The organism is Pseudoalteromonas sp. NZS11_1, from assembly GCF_015864275.1.
Classification (GTDB): domain Bacteria; phylum Pseudomonadota; class Gammaproteobacteria; order Enterobacterales; family Alteromonadaceae; genus Pseudoalteromonas; species Pseudoalteromonas arctica.
Genome location: NZ_JADYXK010000072.1, coordinates 1 through 554, shown reverse-complemented (window position 1 = coordinate 554; position 554 = coordinate 1). Strand labels below are relative to the sequence as shown.

The 554-nt window shown below is 37.2% G+C and carries 1 protein-coding gene; it reads right to left on the bottom strand.

From position 1 onward, the window contains the following. Positions 1-199 precede the first annotated feature (199 nt). The coding region (locus I6F44_RS19545) for a transposase (protein ID WP_197174415.1) at positions 200-554 on the bottom strand (355 nt) is incomplete at its 5' end.

Here is a 554-nt window from a genome sequence, read left to right as displayed (position 1 = left end):
TAACGAGCCTGTAGATTAACTCGTTTTTAAATTTGTTTTTATTGATAAACAAACCATAGCTGAGTTCCTATTTTGGTTCAATTGATTACTGTATTTTTACGCAGAATATAGAAGTGTTTGATATTGTTTTAATTGGCGTTTTGGAAGGGATTAAAGGTGGTTGAGTGGCTTTTATTTAGGGTGAAAGGGCTTACCCTTCTTAATGCATCGTGTTTTGCAGCTTTTCTATATTATGAACAAGACAATACAGTTGCCATTGCGCATTCACTTTCGTTTGACCCCGTAAGGTCAATTTATTCATGCCTTTATTCACCGTAATATTCCCGAACACCGGTTCGATACACCCGAGTCGTTTGCTGTATTGTCGTCGACCTATGGGGCTGTCTATTTTTACTTTCATTTTGTCGATATAGCTTAGCTTTTTGCGTGATTCATTATTTATAAACTGTACTTGTCGCCCCGTTTTAATGGGTGGCTTTCGCATACATTGCTGTTGTAGTGGACATACTTTGCAATCTTTTAAGTAACCGCAGAATCGTGTGTATTGTTGGTTA